The sequence below is a fragment of the Streptomyces sp. NPDC046900 genome (assembly GCF_040644975.1).
In the GTDB taxonomy this organism is placed as follows: domain Bacteria; phylum Actinomycetota; class Actinomycetes; order Streptomycetales; family Streptomycetaceae; genus Streptomyces.
Genome location: NZ_JBEYXD010000052.1, coordinates 1 through 14,017 on the forward strand (window position 1 = coordinate 1; position 14,017 = coordinate 14,017).

13 protein-coding genes are annotated in these 14,017 nt (G+C 74.1%); 5 read left to right on the forward strand and 8 right to left on the reverse strand.

Going from position 1 to position 14,017, the window contains the following annotated elements; translation table 11 throughout:
* The first annotated feature begins 299 nt into the window (after positions 1-299).
* The 5 genes from ABZ904_RS34350 to ABZ904_RS34370 all read left to right on the forward strand — a co-directional run bounded on the left by ABZ904_RS34350 (position 300) and on the right by ABZ904_RS34370 (position 6,362).
* Complete coding sequence (locus ABZ904_RS34350; RefSeq protein WP_359401289.1) at positions 300-1,196, forward strand: LysR family transcriptional regulator; 897 nt, start codon at positions 300-302, stop codon at positions 1,194-1,196.
* 234 nt (positions 1,197-1,430) lie between these two features.
* Positions 1,431-2,264, forward strand: a complete 834-nt coding sequence (locus ABZ904_RS34355) for a maleylpyruvate isomerase family mycothiol-dependent enzyme (protein WP_359401286.1) — start codon at positions 1,431-1,433, stop codon at positions 2,262-2,264.
* A 140-nt stretch (positions 2,265-2,404) separates the two neighbouring features.
* Positions 2,405-3,121 (forward strand): FCD domain-containing protein, encoded by a 717-nt coding sequence (locus tag ABZ904_RS34360; protein WP_359401283.1) that lies wholly within the window; start codon positions 2,405-2,407, stop codon positions 3,119-3,121.
* Entirely contained in the window at positions 3,118-4,509 is a 1,392-nt protein-coding gene (locus tag ABZ904_RS34365; RefSeq protein ID WP_359401280.1) for a hypothetical protein, read from the forward strand. Before ABZ904_RS34360 ends, ABZ904_RS34365 begins: the two co-directional genes overlap by 4 nt.
* Positions 4,506-6,362 (forward strand): GMC family oxidoreductase, encoded by a 1,857-nt coding sequence (locus ABZ904_RS34370; protein ID WP_361001684.1) that lies wholly within the window; start codon positions 4,506-4,508, stop codon positions 6,360-6,362. Before ABZ904_RS34365 ends, ABZ904_RS34370 begins: the two co-directional genes overlap by 4 nt.
* A gap of 161 nt (positions 6,363-6,523) precedes the next feature.
* Here ABZ904_RS34370 and ABZ904_RS34375 read toward each other — a convergent pair whose 3' ends face one another.
* Genes ABZ904_RS34375 through ABZ904_RS34410 form a run of 8 tightly spaced genes read right to left on the reverse strand, consistent with a single transcriptional unit; the run spans position 6,524 to position 14,013 of the window.
* Positions 6,524-7,078, reverse strand: coding sequence for an HD domain-containing protein (locus ABZ904_RS34375; protein ID WP_361001681.1), 555 nt, complete (start codon positions 7,076-7,078; stop codon positions 6,524-6,526).
* Entirely contained in the window at positions 7,075-7,905 is an 831-nt protein-coding gene (locus tag ABZ904_RS34380; protein ID WP_361001677.1) for an inositol monophosphatase family protein, read from the reverse strand. The genes ABZ904_RS34375 and ABZ904_RS34380 overlap by 4 nt, the downstream gene beginning before the upstream one ends.
* Positions 7,902-9,143: an alpha-D-ribose 1-methylphosphonate 5-triphosphate diphosphatase gene (locus tag ABZ904_RS34385; RefSeq protein ID WP_359401268.1), complete on the reverse strand. Its 1,242-nt coding sequence runs from the start codon at positions 9,141-9,143 to the stop codon at positions 7,902-7,904. Before ABZ904_RS34385 ends, ABZ904_RS34380 begins: the two co-directional genes overlap by 4 nt.
* Positions 9,140-9,910 (reverse strand): ATP-binding cassette domain-containing protein, encoded by a 771-nt coding sequence (locus ABZ904_RS34390; protein WP_361827798.1) that lies wholly within the window; start codon positions 9,908-9,910, stop codon positions 9,140-9,142. The genes ABZ904_RS34385 and ABZ904_RS34390 overlap by 4 nt, the downstream gene beginning before the upstream one ends.
* A gap of 5 nt (positions 9,911-9,915) precedes the next feature.
* Positions 9,916-11,781 (reverse strand): alpha-D-ribose 1-methylphosphonate 5-phosphate C-P-lyase PhnJ, encoded by a 1,866-nt coding sequence (locus ABZ904_RS34395; RefSeq protein ID WP_359401262.1) that lies wholly within the window; start codon positions 11,779-11,781, stop codon positions 9,916-9,918.
* The gene (locus ABZ904_RS34400; RefSeq protein ID WP_359401259.1) at positions 11,778-12,908 is read right to left on the reverse strand and encodes a carbon-phosphorus lyase complex subunit PhnI; all 1,131 of its coding nucleotides are present in this window, start codon (positions 12,906-12,908) and stop codon (positions 11,778-11,780) included. Before ABZ904_RS34400 ends, ABZ904_RS34395 begins: the two co-directional genes overlap by 4 nt.
* Positions 12,908-13,582: a phosphonate C-P lyase system protein PhnH gene (gene phnH, locus ABZ904_RS34405; protein ID WP_361827803.1), complete on the reverse strand. Its 675-nt coding sequence runs from the start codon at positions 13,580-13,582 to the stop codon at positions 12,908-12,910. Before phnH ends, ABZ904_RS34400 begins: the two co-directional genes overlap by 1 nt.
* Positions 13,579-14,013 carry a phosphonate C-P lyase system protein PhnG gene (locus ABZ904_RS34410; RefSeq protein ID WP_361827806.1) on the reverse strand — a complete coding sequence of 145 codons (435 nt, stop codon included), beginning with the start codon at positions 14,011-14,013 and terminating at the stop codon, positions 13,579-13,581. The genes phnH and ABZ904_RS34410 overlap by 4 nt, the downstream gene beginning before the upstream one ends.
* Between the last annotated feature and the right edge of the window lie 4 nt (positions 14,014-14,017).

The window sequence follows — 14,017 nt, forward strand, 5'->3', positions numbered from 1 at the left end:
CCAGCGGTAGCCCCGCCATCCACTCGGTGCCCTACTCGCCTGCAAAGACGGAGACGGCCTGCTCTGCATGGTTCTCCCAGGTTCGGCGCGCGCGGCAGATGAAGCGTCGCCGCTCGGCACACCGAGCCGCAACAGGGCACAGGCCACCGCCACGGTCAGGTGGACCCTGCTCCGTCCTCTACAACCGCGCGCCTCGGCGGCTCGATGGCCGCCGGGCCATTCGCCGTGCCGATAGGGGGTATAAGCAGCGGCTCTGACCCGTGTGGCTTGGGTGTCCGCAGACGTGGTGCGATGAGTGCATGGAGTTGCGGGAGCTGCACGCGTTCGTGGCGGTGGTCGAGGAAGGGGGCTTCTCTGCCGCGGCCCGGCGGTTGCACGTCAGTCAGCCGGCGCTGTCCCAGACGGTCAGCGGGCTGGAGCGGCAACTGAGGGTGAAGCTGCTGGTGCGCAGCAGCACCGGTGTACGGGCCACCGAGGCGGGCACGGCCCTGCTCGGCGAGGCGCGTGCCGTGCTCGCCCGGCGTGATGAGGCCGTGCGGACGATGGCCCGGTTCACCGACGGGGGCGGCGGGGTGCTGCGGATCGGCATTCCGCTGGAGTTCCCGTCGCGACTGCTGAGTTCCGCGCTCACGGAGATGACCGAGGCCTGTCCCGACACCCGGGTACGGGCCCTGCACATGTCCACGGCCGAGCAGCTGGCGGCCTTGCACGCCGGTGATCTCGATGTGGGACTGCTGCGTGAGCGTCCCACCGGGCAGGAGTTCGACGCGATGCTGGTCAACACGGAACGGCTGGGTGTGCTGCTCAACGCCGAGCTGGCCGCGGAGTTGGCCGGACCGGACGGGATCGGGCTGGATGCGCTGACCGGGCTGGAATGGGTGGGGTTTCCCCGCTCGGGCAGCCCCGCCTGGTACGACGAGCTGACGGCCACCCTCCGCACCCACGGTCTTGAGCCGGGCCTGGTACCGGAGGGGCAGCGGCTGATCCCGGAGGTGAAACTCGCCGCGGTCAGCGCCGGCCGCGCCTTCGCCCTGGCGCCGCCGGACTGGGCGCAGCCCCTCCCCGACGGTGTGGTGTGGTCGCCGCTCGTGGGTCATCCCCTCGTCCGCAGGACCTGGGCGGTGTGGCCGGCCGCCTCCCGCCGGCAGGACCTGGGCCGCCTCATCGCCGCCTTCGCCCAGCCGACCGCCGACTGATTGCGCGGCGGGAGCCCGGTCGCCCGGTGGGAGGGCGCCACCACGCGCGGTGCCCGGGAGCCGGGGCGTCCCTCGCCTCGCCCCTCTCCTGAATGCCGGCGTCGTCGTGCGCGGACGGAAAGACGGCCGGACGGCCGGTGCGCGGAGCCTTGCCGCCTGCCTGCCGGGCCTGGTTGGGTATCGCGCTACGTGCGCGAGGGGCGCAGCAGGCCTGGTCGAGGGGAGCGCAGCGGCGTGGAAGCGGGAACGCGGCAGGACATCGGAGGTGCCCTGCCCGAAGGGCTGGGGCAGGCGATACGTGAGACCGCCGGTGACATCGCCGCGCTGCTCGGCCCGGTGGCCGACACTTCGGTTCCCGTGCCCGAGTCGGAGTGGACCGTAGGGGAGGCAGCGGCCCACCTGGCGCAGGCCAACGAACTCATGGCCGACCTGGCAGCGGGCCGCGAACGCCCCTACGGGGACGGCACGGCGCAGAGTCTGGCGGCGGCCAACGCGCGTGCGCTCACCGCCTTCGCCGAGCGCGGCGCGCGGCCCCTGGCGGAGATGATCGTGGAACAGGCGGACCTCTTCCTCGCGGCGGTGGCCCGGATCGCGGAGGAAGGGAACGCGGACCGCACGTTCGTCACGCCGCTCGGCCGTATGGACCAGACCGTTCTCGCCTCCTATCTGCTGACGCACATGCTGGGTCACGGCTACGACCTGGCCCGCGCGCTCGGCCGGCCGCACATGATCGACCGTGCCAGGGTCGGGCTGTGCCTGCCGTTCCTGCAGGCCGTCATGCCGCGCGTCGCCGACGCCTCCGCCACCGCCGGGTTCACGGCCCGCTACGCGCTCCGTCTGCGGGGCGGCTCGGCGTTCGGCGTCACCTTCGCCGACGGCGCGGTCGAGGTGACGCCCGAACCGCCCCGGCGCCCGGACTGCACCCTCCTCACCGAGCCCGTCACGTTCCTTCTCATCGCGCTCGGGCGGTGCGACCCATGGGGAGCCCTCGCCCGCGGCCGTGTGCTCGCCTGGGGGCGCAAGCCCTGGCTCGGGCCCCGCTTTCCGACCCTGTTCACCGCGCCCTGACCGCAGGGGGCCGACCGTCGGCGCGGCCGGAGGCATCGCGGGGCAGGGCGAGCCTCGCCGAGTCCCTCCTTATTGACGCAGCGTCACCTGCAGTGGTTCAGTGGCTCATCCACTGAACCGCTGAGTCGTTGGGGGCCGGGGTGGAAGCACTGCCACGCGAGACGATCGTCGACGTGCTGGAAAAGAGGCTACGCGAGGACATCCTCGCCGGACGCCATCCGGCCGGGAGCTATCTGCCCCCCGAACGTGAACTCGCCGACGGGTTCGGGGTCACCCGCACCACGCTCAAACACGCCTTCGGCCGGCTGGTGCACGCCGGTCTGCTGGAGACGCGGCACGGAGTCGGCACGCGCGTACGGGACTTCCTGCGTCTCGGCGGGGCGGACCTGCTGCCGATGCTCGTGCGTCACAGCCCCGACTGGATCGGCGAGATCTTCGAAGTGCGCCGCAGCATCGGTGCGTTGATCGCGGAACGCGCCGCGGCCCGCGCCACGGCGGCCCAGGTCGCCGAACTCCGCTCCCTGCTGGCGGCGGTCGGGGACGCGGACGGGGGCGACCAGGCCCAGCTGGCCGACGCCGAGGTGCACCGGGCGCTGGCCCGTGCCACCGGGAACCGTGTGTACGTCCTGCTGACCAACACGCTGTTCAACGCGTACATGCCGGTACGCGCCGCCCTCGTCGGGCCGTTCGAGGACGCCCGGAGCGCGCACGACCGCCTCGCCCCGGTCGTCGAGGCCGTGGCGGCCGGCGACGAGGAAGCGGCACGCACCGCGGCCGGCGACTACCTGTCGGCCACCGAACGCATCATGCTCGAGGGGCTGGCCCGCTCCGGCGGACGCCGGGAGAGTGACCTGTGACCTCGCGCGAGACGGTGTTCAAGGAGACGATGCTGGGCCATGTGCGCCTGGCCGGCGAAGAGGCCGACCGCCCGGTGCGGCTCGATCTCAGCGTCCGCGCCGACGGTGTGATGCTGCCCCATCGGACCACCCAGGCGCGGCTGACGGGACGGGTCCGGATCGCGGGACGGGCCGACGACCCCGAAGCCGTGGGCGAGTTGGAGATCTCACCGCTGGCGCGCCGCCGGATCCGCTACCGGATCACCTTCGCCCTGGAAGGCCGGCAACTGCTGCTGGACGGCTGGAAGTCGGTGTCGCTCAAGCGCCCGGTGTCCTCGATGACCGTCCTGCCGTACACCCTGTACGAGAACGGAGAGCGCGTCGGCGACGGCACTCTGCGGTTCCCCCTCGCCACGGGCCTGCTGCCGTTTCTCGCCGGCTTCCGGTTCCCCCGGGCGGCCGAGCCCGCCGACCGGTACCTGGCGCCGCGTTGGGACGGCAGACCGGGGCGGACGGAGGTCTGGTATACGACCCTGACCGATCCGGCGACCGGCAGCGGCATCTGGCTGCACCACGAGGTCGTCGCGCCCAGTGACGGCTCACCCGCCTACGCGCACGGCTGGACCGCCGTGTTCCCCAAGGACGGCCCGGCGGAGCACGTACGATTCGGCCCCACACCGTGGAAGGGACCGACCCACGGCTTCACCGCCGAGGACATCCGCGCCGCGCCCGGCCGCCTCACCGGCTCGGCCGGGCCGTTCTCCTGGGCGCTGACCGAGGAGCCCCAGGGCCCGCCCCTGCACACCTTCCCGCGCTGGTCCTGGCGGCGCCCCTGGCTGCCGGCCTCCCATATGCTGCCCGCCGCCCGCGCCCGCTACAGCGGAACCGTCCGCCACGACAGCGGCGAGCTGCGACTCACCGGGGCTCCCGGCGCGAGCGCCCGGATCTACGGCCACGGCAACGCCCGCCGCTGGGCCTGGCTCCACGCCGACCTGGGAGACGGAGACGTTTTGGAGATCGTGGCGGCGGTGTCGATGCGACGCGGACTCGACAGGCTGCCGCCGCTGGTGTTCCTGCGCCTGCACCGCAACGGCCGCACCTGGCCCCGGCGGGTGGAGCGCGCCGCCGTGGGATGGGCGGGACTCGGCCGGTTCCGCGCGGACATCGGTCTGCCCCAGTGGCGGGTCGAGGGCCGCGCCGGCCTGCGCCGCATACGGGTGACGGTGACCCAGCCGCCCGAGGGGACGCTCGCACTCGACTACACGGATCCGGACGGTTCGCCCGCGGTGTGCCGCAACAGCGAGCGGGCCGACGCGGTGGTGCGCCTGGAGCGCTGGTGGGGCCGTTGGCGGCCGGAGGCCGCATGGCGGCTGTCAGGCACCGCCCACGCGGAGGTCGGCGACCGATGAACCGCCCGACCGACGGCTCCCTTGCGGGACTTGCCGCCGCGGTCCTCGCCGACGACGGCACCGCCGAATGGACCAGGGCCGTGCCAGGGCGCCTCGCGGCGCTGCTCGACGTCATGCCCGCCCCGGCGCGCACCGCGATACGCGGCGCGGCCGCGGCGATCGACGCCTATGCCGTGACCCGCACCGGCAGACGCCTGTCCGCGCTCGGTACGGAGCGGCAAGAGGTCGTCATGGCGTCGCTCGCCTCCCGCAAGGCCCTGCTGCCGCTTCTGGACGCGGTCAAGGTGCCGCTCCTGCTGGCCGCCGGCACGGAACGGCAACTGCACCACAGCCCCGCGGCTTCCGTGCCCGCTCCCGAGGATCCGCCGCTCGACTGCACGCCCTCCCGCCACTGGCCCACGCGTTCCACCGCCGACGCGGTCGTCGTGGGATCGGGCGCGGGTGGTGCCATGGCCGCGCGGACGCTCGCCTCCGCGGGTATGCGCGTCGTCGTTCTCGAAGAGGGGGAGCACCACACCACCGCGTCCTTCGGACGGCGGGCTCCGCTCGACCGCTTCATCGACCTGTACCGGGACGGCGGCGCGACGATCGCCGTGGGCAACCCGCCGCTGGTCCTGCCCGTCGGCCGCGCCGTCGGCGGCACCACCGTCGTCAACTCCGGAACGTGCTACCGCACACCGGACCGTGTCGTCGCCCGCTGGCTGAGCCGTCACGGATTCGCGGCCGCCGAGAGCTTCGGGACGCATCTCGACGAGGTCGAGCGCACCCTGAGGGTGGCACCCCAGCCACTGGACGTCCTCGGGGACAACGGGCGACTCGCCCTCGCCGGGGCCCGGGAACTCGGCTGGGCCGCTGCGCCCCTGGTGCGCAACGCCCCGGGCTGCAAAGGCTCGTGCCAGTGTGTCGTCGGCTGCCCCACCGGCGCCAAACAGAGCGTCCAGCTGTCGGTGCTTCCCGAGGCCTGTGCGGCCGGTGCCCGTATCGTCACCGGCGCCCGTGTACGGCGGATCCTCACCGACCACGACGGGCCGGGCGCCCCACGGGCAGCCGGGGTACGGGTGTGCCGCCCGGACGGCAGCGAACTGGAGATTCTCAGCCCCCTGGTGGTGGTCGCCGCCGGGGCTTTCCAGACCCCGCCGCTGCTGCGCCGCTCCGGTCTGGGCGGACATCCGCGGCTCGGCCGCAACCTCAGCGTTCACCCGGCCATCAGCGTCGCGGGCCGGTTCAGTCGCCCGGTCACGGGCTGGAAGGGCGTCCTGCAGAGCGTCGGAGTGGAGCACCTGCGCGCCGAGGGCATCCTGATCGAGGCCACCGCCGCCCCGCCGGGCATGAGTTCGTTCGTACTGCCGGGTGTGGGACGCGAACTGCGGCGCGAACTCGAGCAGACGGACCGGCTGGCGACCCTCGGCGCCATGATCGCCGACCGCCCCTCGGGCCGTGTCCTCGGCCGCGACCGCACGCTGTTGCGCTACGACCTGGCGAGGCGGGACGCCGGCCGTCTGCTGCGCGCCCAACGGGCCATGGGGCGCCTGCTGTTCGCGGCGGGCGCCGAAGAGGTGCTGACGGGCGTCCCGCAGGCCCCGCGGGCCCGCACCCCTGCCCAACTCGATGCCCTGCTCGACACGGTGAGCGCGCACCGCCTCCACGTCTCCGCGTTCCACCCCACGGGAACGGCGGCTGCCGGCGCCGACCCCGAGCGCTCACCGGCCGACCCGGAGGGCCGCCTGCGAGGCGTGCACGGCGTACTGATCGCCGACGGCTCCGTACTGCCGAGCTGCCCGGAGGTCAACCCGCAACTGAGCATCATGGCCGCCGCGTTGGCCATCACCGGCCGTTTCGTGACCTCTCAATAGGTCGAGGACAGAACGGCACAAGGACAGGGGACTGCCCACCACTTCTCGCTGGGGCCCCGCCCCAGCCGGCCACAGAGGAGGAACGCCTCCGGCCGGCTGGAGCGGAGGCCGTCAGGGCGACCGCGCGGTGCGACCGCCGAGTCGGCTTGCGCGTCCGGCCGTCAGGCCTGCTGCGCGGCGATGCAGCGGGCGTGGGCCACCAGCAGGGCCGGCATCGACAGCACCGGGGCGTCCGGGTCCTTCGCCGCGTCGTCCCAGCGCCGCAGTGCCACCGCGTCCGCGACCAGCGGATGCGCCGCGAACTCCGCCACCTCGTGCTCGTCCATCGGGCCGCCCTGGACCTTCAGGGACGCGACCGACGCCGGGCTGAGCAGGGCGTGATAGGCCGGGTCGGCCGCCACCAGATAGCGCTTGGCCGGTACGTGCTGGGCGATGACCCAGGCCGCGCGTTCGCCCAGCCGGCTCCTGGCGAACTCGGCGCCCGCCAACTCGTGCGGCAGACCCGGGTGTTCGGCCCGGACCGGCCGGGCGCGGCCGATGTCGTGCAGCGCCGCGGCCACCACCAACTCGTCGTCCGCGCCCGCCTCCGACGCCAGCCACGCCGTCTGCAGCGCGTGCGTGCGCTGGTCGACGGCCTCCCCGCCGTACGGGAGGCCCGCGAGGCCCTCGACGAGTGCGGTCAGTTCCTCGCCCGTGAGCGGGGTACGCGTGGTCATCGCTGCTCCGTTCCGCGGATGGTCTCCGCCAGTTCCTCTGCGAGGCGCGGGGTCGCCGCGACCACGCCCGACCAGCGGCGGTTGAGGTCGGGGTCGATCTCCAGCGGGCGTCCGTGCACATCGATCACCGCTCCGCCCGCCGCGGGCACGGTCACCATCGCGGCCGCCAGGTCCACGATCCGGTGCGTGTCGGAGCCCGCGTCGGCGAACGCGTCCGTCGACCCCTCGGCCACCAGCACCGCTTCCAGGCAACTCGTCGACAGGATGCGGATCCTGGAGGCGCGCGTCGCCACCCGCCACCATGCGTCGGCGATGTGCTGCTGCGGCCGCAGCAGACTCACCGCCGCGCCGTCCAGCTCCGTACGGCCGCTCGTGCGGTACGCCGACGGCTGCCCCGCCACCGTGTGCCAGCAGCGCCCGGTGTCCAGCCAGCAGGTCAGCGCCTCGGTCGGCACGCCGTCCACCGCCATGACGCCCGCGAAGGCGGACAGCGGAACACCCGAGGCGGCGTTCGCCGTGCCGTCCACCGGGTCGGTGACCAGCGTGACGGCGGAGCCGTTGTCGATGTGGCCCAGCTCCTCGCTGAGCAGATTGATCCGGTGGGCGTCCACGACCTCGGCGATCGCGGTGTCCACCAGGATGTCCAGCCGCATCGTCGGCGTGCCGTCCGCGCCCATCTGCACCTTCTCGGCCAGCTGGGCCCGGTCGTACGTTTCGCGCGCGGCGCGGAAGGCGTCCACGGCGGCCTGGGTCGCCGCGGCCAGCGCCGGATGGACGCCGGAGGGCAGCTGCGGTTCGGGCACCGCCCAGGGGATCCGGCCGCTCATGCCGCCTCACCTCCCGAAGCGGCGCGCAGCACGGCCGCGACGACGGGCCAGGGGCGGCCCGGCTCGGCCAGCACCAGGTCGGCCCGCAGGCCCGGCTCCAGCCGGCCGCGGTCCCGCAGGCCGGCCACGTCCGCGGCACCGCCGGTGACCAGACCGACCGCCTCGGGCAGCGGCGCCACGCCCTCCTCGGCGAGCAGCAGTGCGGCCCCGAGCAGCCCCGACGGCAGGTAGTCCGAGGCGAGGGCGGCGACCAGACCGCGGCCGACCAGCTCGCGGCCGGAGGCGTTGCCGTTGTGCGAGTGGCCACGCAGAACGTTGGGCGCGCCCATCACGACCGGCATACCGTGCTCGCGTGCGGCCTTCGCGGCCGCCGCCGTGGTGGGGAACTCCGCGACCGCGCCGCCCCGTTCGCACAACTCCTCGATCTCCTGCGGCGAGCTGGGGTCATGGCCGAGCAGCCGGATCCGGCCCGCGCGGGCCTGTTCGCCGAGCCAGCCCAGCGCCTCCTCGCGGACGTCGAGCCGGCCGTCCCGGTCCACGATCAGCCGGTCGACGTAGGCGCGGGCCTCGTCCTCGCTGACCCCGCGGGTGCCGACCAGATAGCGCTCATAGTAGGCGCGGTCCGCGTACTGGCCCTGGCCCGGGGTGTGGTCCTCGTGCGACACCAGGACCGGCCCGCGGTCGGCGTCCTGGATCTCCTCCAGCCGCTCCCGCAGCCTGGCCAGGCCCTCCGGGCAGCGGACGTCCAGCCGGTGCAGGACGCGGTGGTCCACCAGACCGTCGTCGCCCCGGCCCTCGACGGCCGCACAGATGCGGCGCGCGTTCTCCAGGGTGCGGCGCATACCGCGCCCGCCGCTCTCCTCGAACGCCGCGCCGTGGAACGCCGTCGTGACACCGGCCGCGCGCAGCTTGCCCTCGAAGGACAGCAGTGCGAACTCCATGGGCAGTTCGGCCCCGGGCCGCGGCAGCAGCTCCTTCTCCAGTCCGTCGCTGTGCACGTCCACGAGGCCGGGCAGACAGAGCATGCCCTGGCCGTCGACGTCGGCCTCCACACCGCCAAGGTGCGGTTCGACCGCCGCGATCCGGCCGTCCCGGACCGCGATCAGCGCATCGTCAAGCACCCGGTCCGGCAGCACCGCCCGTACGTGCCCGAGCACGTAGTCCCGGGGCGGGCCGCCCAGCGTCCAGCCCTGGGCCGGCGCCTCGGCCGGTCCTGTGTTCACCACACCTGTGGTCATGCCGCCTCCTCCAGCATCTGCGCCGGCGTGCCCTGACGGGCGATCCGGCCGTCCCTGACGAACACCACGCGGGTCGCCAACTGCCGGATGGCGTCCATGTCGTGGAAGACGGCGAGGACGGCGACGCCCTGCCCCGCCAGTGAGTCGATCAGCTCGAGCGCGGCCTCCCGGTTGGCCGGGTCCAGCGCGGAGACCGGCTCGTCGAGCAGCAGCAGCCGCGGCGGTTGCACCGTTCCCGCGGCGAGGTTCACCCGCTGGCGCTCACCGCCGGAGAGGACACCGCAGTCGACGTCCCACAGCGCCTCGTCGAGGTTCAGCCGGTGCAGCGCGGCGGCCGCGACATCCCGCGCCTCGGCCCGGTCGAGCCCGCGCCGCCGGGCGGTCGCGGCGACCACCTCCAGCGGGCCGGTGCGCGGCGGGGCGGCGAGGAACTGCGAGACGTAGCCGAACTCCCGGCCGCGCAGCCGGGCCATCTCCCGGTCGGGCAGCGTGGTCAGTTCGACCGGCCCGGCGGCTGCCCGCAGCCGTACGGAACCGGAGTCCGGCAGGTATGTGCGGTACACGCAGCGCAGCAGGGAGGACTTGCCGGCGCCGCTGGGACCCGCGAGGGCGACGTGCTCACCGGTGTGCACGTCGAGGTCGACACCGCGCAGCGACGGGACGGTACGGCCGTCGATGCTGTGCAGGGTGAAGGACTTGTACAGGTCGCGTACGGAGAGGACGGCGTCCCTGGTCTCGGATACGGAGTGGGTGTCGGCGGTGTTCACCGGGCTCACCTCCGGGCGGCGGCCACGAGCCGCTGGGTGTACGGGTGGTGGGGATCGTGGAAGAGCTGGTCGGTCAGGCCCTGTTCGACGACGCGGCCCGTCTGCATGACCAGCGTGCGGTCGGTCAGTGCCTCGATGACGGAGAAGTCGTGACTGACGACCACGGCGGCGACGTCCCGCTCGGCGAGCAGGCTCCGCAGCAGGTCGAGCACTCCGGCGGCGACGGAGGCGTCGAGACCGGTGGTGGGTTCGTCGAGCAGCAGCACGGGCGGTTCGGTGGCCAGAGCCTTGGCGATCTGCACGCGCTGCCGCATGCCGCCGGAGAAGGTGTGCACGGGGTCGTCCATACGGGACAGCGGCACCTCGACCCGGTCCAGCAGCTCCGCCGCGCGGCGCCGGATGGCGTGGTAGCCGCGCCAGCCCGCCGCGGTCAGTCGCTCGGCGATGTTGCCGCCGGCGGAGACGCGCAGGTCGAGTCCGGCGGCGGGGTCCTGGTAGACCACGGCCATCGAGTCGATCCGCAGCCGCCTGCGGACGGCCGCGGGCAGGTCGAGCACGTCGGAGGCGCCGCCGTCGACCGTGGCCAGGCGGACCCGGCCGGCGGTGGCCGGCTCGTCGCCGATCACACAGCGCAGCACGGTGGACTTGCCGGAGCCGGACTCGCCGATGAGACCGAGCGCTTCGCCCGGGGCGATGTCGAACGAGACGTCCCAGGCGGCCACGACGGCGCCGGTGGACGGGCTGATCGCGGTGCCGTGCTCGGGACCCGTGCCGGGCACGGCCGATGCTCCGCCCGCGCCGTGCACCTTGCCGATGCCGTCGACGCGCAGGGCCCACTCGGGGCCGCCGGCCGAGGTCCTGCGGGCGGGCGCGGGTGCGGCGTCCGCTGCCGCGGCAGGAGCCACGGGCTTGCTACGACGCCCCGCGCGGGCCTGCGGATCGGGCAGCAGGGCCAGCGGTGCGCGGTCGCGGTGGGCGGCGGTGTCGGCGTCCCCCGCCTGGACGCGAGCGCACCACTCGGTGTCGCTGCAGGCGAAGGCGCCTTCCGTGCCGGCGTTGACCAGGTAGACGTCGTCGCTGCCGCAGAACTTGCAGCGCGCCCCCGGCTCGTGCTCGACCTCGAACGGCACGTCGTCGAAGGTGAGGGGCCGGACGTCGGTGTGCGGGGGCACCGCGTAGATGCGCTTCTCACGACCGGCGCCGAAGAGGTTGAGGTGCTCGGCCTGGTGCAGCCGGGGCACGTCCCAGCGCGGGATGGGGCTGGTCGCCATCACATAGCGGCCGCCGACCAGCACCGGGTAGCCCGTGCTCGCGGTGATCATGCCGTTGCGGACGATGTCCTCGTAGAGGCTGACCCACATCGCGGAGTAGTCGCCCTCGGCGTGCATCCGCGCGCATTCGGCCACCGACTTCTGCACGCCGCGCAGGGGTTCGGGCACCGGCACCTGGTAGACCACCACATGGTGGGCGCCCAGCGCCTCCTCGGGGATGCGGTGGCGGGTCTGCACGACCGTGGCCTCCCGGGTATCGGCGCAATCGCCGCACCCGGTGGTCTGCGCGATCATCCGGCGCAGGTTGGTGGCGTTGACGCCGGCGTCGTCGCCCTGGTCGATCACCTTCACCGTGTCGTCGGTGCCGATCATCGCCAGGGTGACCTGCAGTCCGCCCGAGCCCCAGCCGCGTGCCACCGGCATCTCCCGGGAGCCGAACGGGACTTGGTATCCGGGCACGCAGACGGCGGCGAGCGCGGACCGGCGGATCTCCCGCTTGGCGTCCTCGTCGAGGATCCCGGCGGGCGGGCTGCCCGCGGCCGCCTCGGCCACGAGCGCGCCGACGGGCGACAGCTGCGGGATCTCCTGAGTCGTGCTCATCGGCAGTCCTTTCCGGCGGGCTCGGCGGCCCGTGCCGGCGGGTCCTCGCCCGCCTCGGCGGCGGCCCGCATGGCTTGCTTGCGCTCGACCATCGAGCGGAAGGTGACGTAGTGGGGGAGCTTCAGGTGCTCCAGGAAGCCGCCCGAGTCGAGGCCGTCGACGGTGAGCAGCAGCAGCTGCTCCAGCGGCCCGCTGCGACCGAACCGGCGGTTGGCGATGTCCAGGTTGGCCATGGCGATCGCCTTGCGCTCGTTGTGCCCGAAGCACAGGCCGTACCCGATGTCGAAGCGGGTACGGTCCTCGTCCGCGCCGTCCAGGTCCTCGATGGCCTCGGCCTCGGTGACCCGGAACTCGCCGACGGTGACGGGGTTTCCGGTGTGCGGGTGGCGGACGCGCAGCGGCAGCCGGCCGTGCCGCAGCTCGCCCAGGGTGATCTCGTGCACATCACCGTCCGGGCCGAGGACCGAGCGGTACCACAGTGCCACCAGCGCACCGGATTCGGCGCGGGCCATGGCGGCCAGGACGGCGGACCGGTCGGCGGGCGGCCGGGCGGGCTTGCGGGTGATGTCGTGCGGCTCCGGGTCGTCCGCGGTACGCCCCTCGGCGACCAGTTCCATCTTCCGCAGCAGGTCCAGGAACCGGCGCGGACTGCGCTGCTCCTCGGTCCGCTCCCCACGTTCCGCGTGATCCGTGGTGTCCGGGTCCTGGGACAAGGACTCCGGAGGCCCGTCGGGCCGCTCCAGCAGCCGGCCGGTGTAGTCGGAGGTACGGCCGAGCAACTGCGGGCCGTCCGGCTCGCGGAACGCGGGCACGATGCGGCGCAGCACGGTCATCTCGCCCGGGTCGACGGGTTCGCTGACCGCCAGCCGCGGCAGGGTGGACCGCTGCGCGCGCAGCAGGTGCGAGGCCTCCAGGGTGTCCCCCTCGGCCTGCCGGAAGGCGTCGGCCGCCGTCGGCTCGTCGTACAGTCCGGCCTCGCCCATCACCCGGTCGACGGCCAGCCGGAAACGGGCGGTGATCTGCTCGGTCGACGCCCACGGCGCGGGTGCGTGGTCCCGCTTGCGGCGGACCAGGTCCTCGGCGGCGAGAATCGCCTCGAGTCCTCCGCGTGCTCCCGAGTACCCCATCAGTTCTCCTCCTCGGCCATGGCACCGGCCGCGCTCGTGACGGTCGTGCTGCGCGGCAGGCCCATGACGCGTCCGTCGGGAGTGGCGAGCAGCAGATCGGCCCCGGCGGGGAAACCGCCGACGAGCTCGGCGCGCGCCGCCACGAACCCTTCCGGCAAGCCCAGCGGAGCGACGGCTCGTTCACCCGGCACGCCGGGCCCGGACAGCCGCCAGGTCGACGGCCCGCCCTCCAGCGCCGTCACCGGCAGGCACAGCACGGCGCCGTCCTCCGGCGCGTCGGCGGTGCCCCGTGCCAGCCGCAGGATCTCCTCAGCCGCGACGGGCCGTACGGCGGCGGCGAGCCGAGCCTGCTCCAGCGGCACCGCGGGCGCGTTGGTGGCCACGCCGACCGCGTCGGACCAGCGCCGCGAGCCGTCCTCTTCCAGGACGCACACACCGGTGCCGAGGTCCGCGAGCGCGAGGACCGGCAGCAGCGCGGGCGGCACCGTACCGGGGACGCCCGCGGGGAACCGGGTCACCCTGCCCGGCTGCGCCAGGGCGTCGAGCACAGCGCGGAAGACGCCCTGCGCCTGGGCGGGCCGCAGCTTGGCCGCGGCCACCAGCTCCGCGGTCCCGGAATCGTCCGCGGCGGGCGCCCCGCCGCCGGGCGCCGGCACTGTCTCGACAGCGCTCACGTCAGCTCCTCGAACTCCACGACGGTCGGGGCGAGTTCCGCCCACTCCTGGCTCTCCCGCCGCTCCCGGCGGCTCGCGACCCGCTCGCACAGCAGGTCGATGTCGGCGGCCCGGCGGCCGCCGGACTGCGCCTCGGCGTCGAGCACCGCGGCGGCCAGCACGGCCAGGCGGTCGTCCCCGAGGCGTATGGCCCAGCCGCGGTGGCCGGCGAGCTCCACCTCGGCGCGGCAGGCCAGCGCGTCACCGAGCAGGAACCGCTGCGCCAGGACCGGTTCGCGGACCTGCGCGGTCACACAGCCGACCTCGGGCCCCACCAGCACCCGTACCTGCCCGCCGTCCGCGATGCAGGCGTCGGCCAGTTCGATCAATTCGGCCCTCTCGGCCTCGGCCAGCAGGGCGCAACGATGCTCCCTGCTCAGTACGTTTGTCACCACT

Excerpts from the sequence above, each read along its gene's own strand:
- ABZ904_RS34350 (WP_359401289.1), top strand. The coding sequence starts at position 300 with ATGGAGTTGCGGGAGCTGCACGCGTTCGTGGCGGTGGTCGAGGAAGGG.
- ABZ904_RS34370 (WP_361001684.1), top strand. The coding sequence starts at position 4,506 with ATGAACCGCCCGACCGACGGCTCCCTTGCGGGACTTGCCGCCGCGGTC.
- ABZ904_RS34375 (WP_361001681.1), bottom strand. The coding sequence starts at position 7,078 with ATGACCACGCGTACCCCGCTCACGGGCGAGGAACTGACCGCACTCGTC.
- ABZ904_RS34380 (WP_361001677.1), bottom strand. The coding sequence starts at position 7,905 with ATGAGCGGCCGGATCCCCTGGGCGGTGCCCGAACCGCAGCTGCCCTCC.
- ABZ904_RS34385 (WP_359401268.1), bottom strand. The coding sequence starts at position 9,143 with ATGACCACAGGTGTGGTGAACACAGGACCGGCCGAGGCGCCGGCCCAG.
- ABZ904_RS34395 (WP_359401262.1), bottom strand. The coding sequence starts at position 11,781 with ATGAGCACGACTCAGGAGATCCCGCAGCTGTCGCCCGTCGGCGCGCTC.
- ABZ904_RS34400 (WP_359401259.1), bottom strand. The coding sequence starts at position 12,908 with ATGGGGTACTCGGGAGCACGCGGAGGACTCGAGGCGATTCTCGCCGCC.